The organism is Corynebacterium sp. UMB0012 (assembly GCF_030216265.1).
Lineage (GTDB): Bacteria > Actinomycetota > Actinomycetes > Mycobacteriales > Mycobacteriaceae > Corynebacterium.
On sequence record NZ_JASOKQ010000148.1, the window covers coordinates 1 to 236 of the forward strand.

At 59.3% G+C, this 236-nt stretch carries 1 pseudogene; it reads right to left on the bottom strand.

Going from position 1 to position 236, the window contains the following annotated elements:
* Window positions 1-236, bottom strand: a pseudogene (locus QP324_RS12435) (transposase); the annotation flags it as partial.

The following is a 236-nucleotide window of genomic DNA, read 5'->3' on the forward strand; positions in this document are numbered from 1 at the left end:
TAGAGTGGTTGTAGGCAGTGTCGATGGCACTGTCGTAGGTTGCTGGTCGGCCGTCTTCGTGGCCGCTGGTGGCTTGTTTTTCCTGGTTGGCTAGGGTTTGTGCTTTGGCGAGTGCGTCCTGGCCCCAGTTTTGCTGCCTGGCGATCTCTACAGGATCGTCAGGCAGTTGCGTGTGGAGGTATAACCACCAGTCGCAGGCGATGCGCTGTTGTTCATCGCGCAGTCCGCGGTGGGTG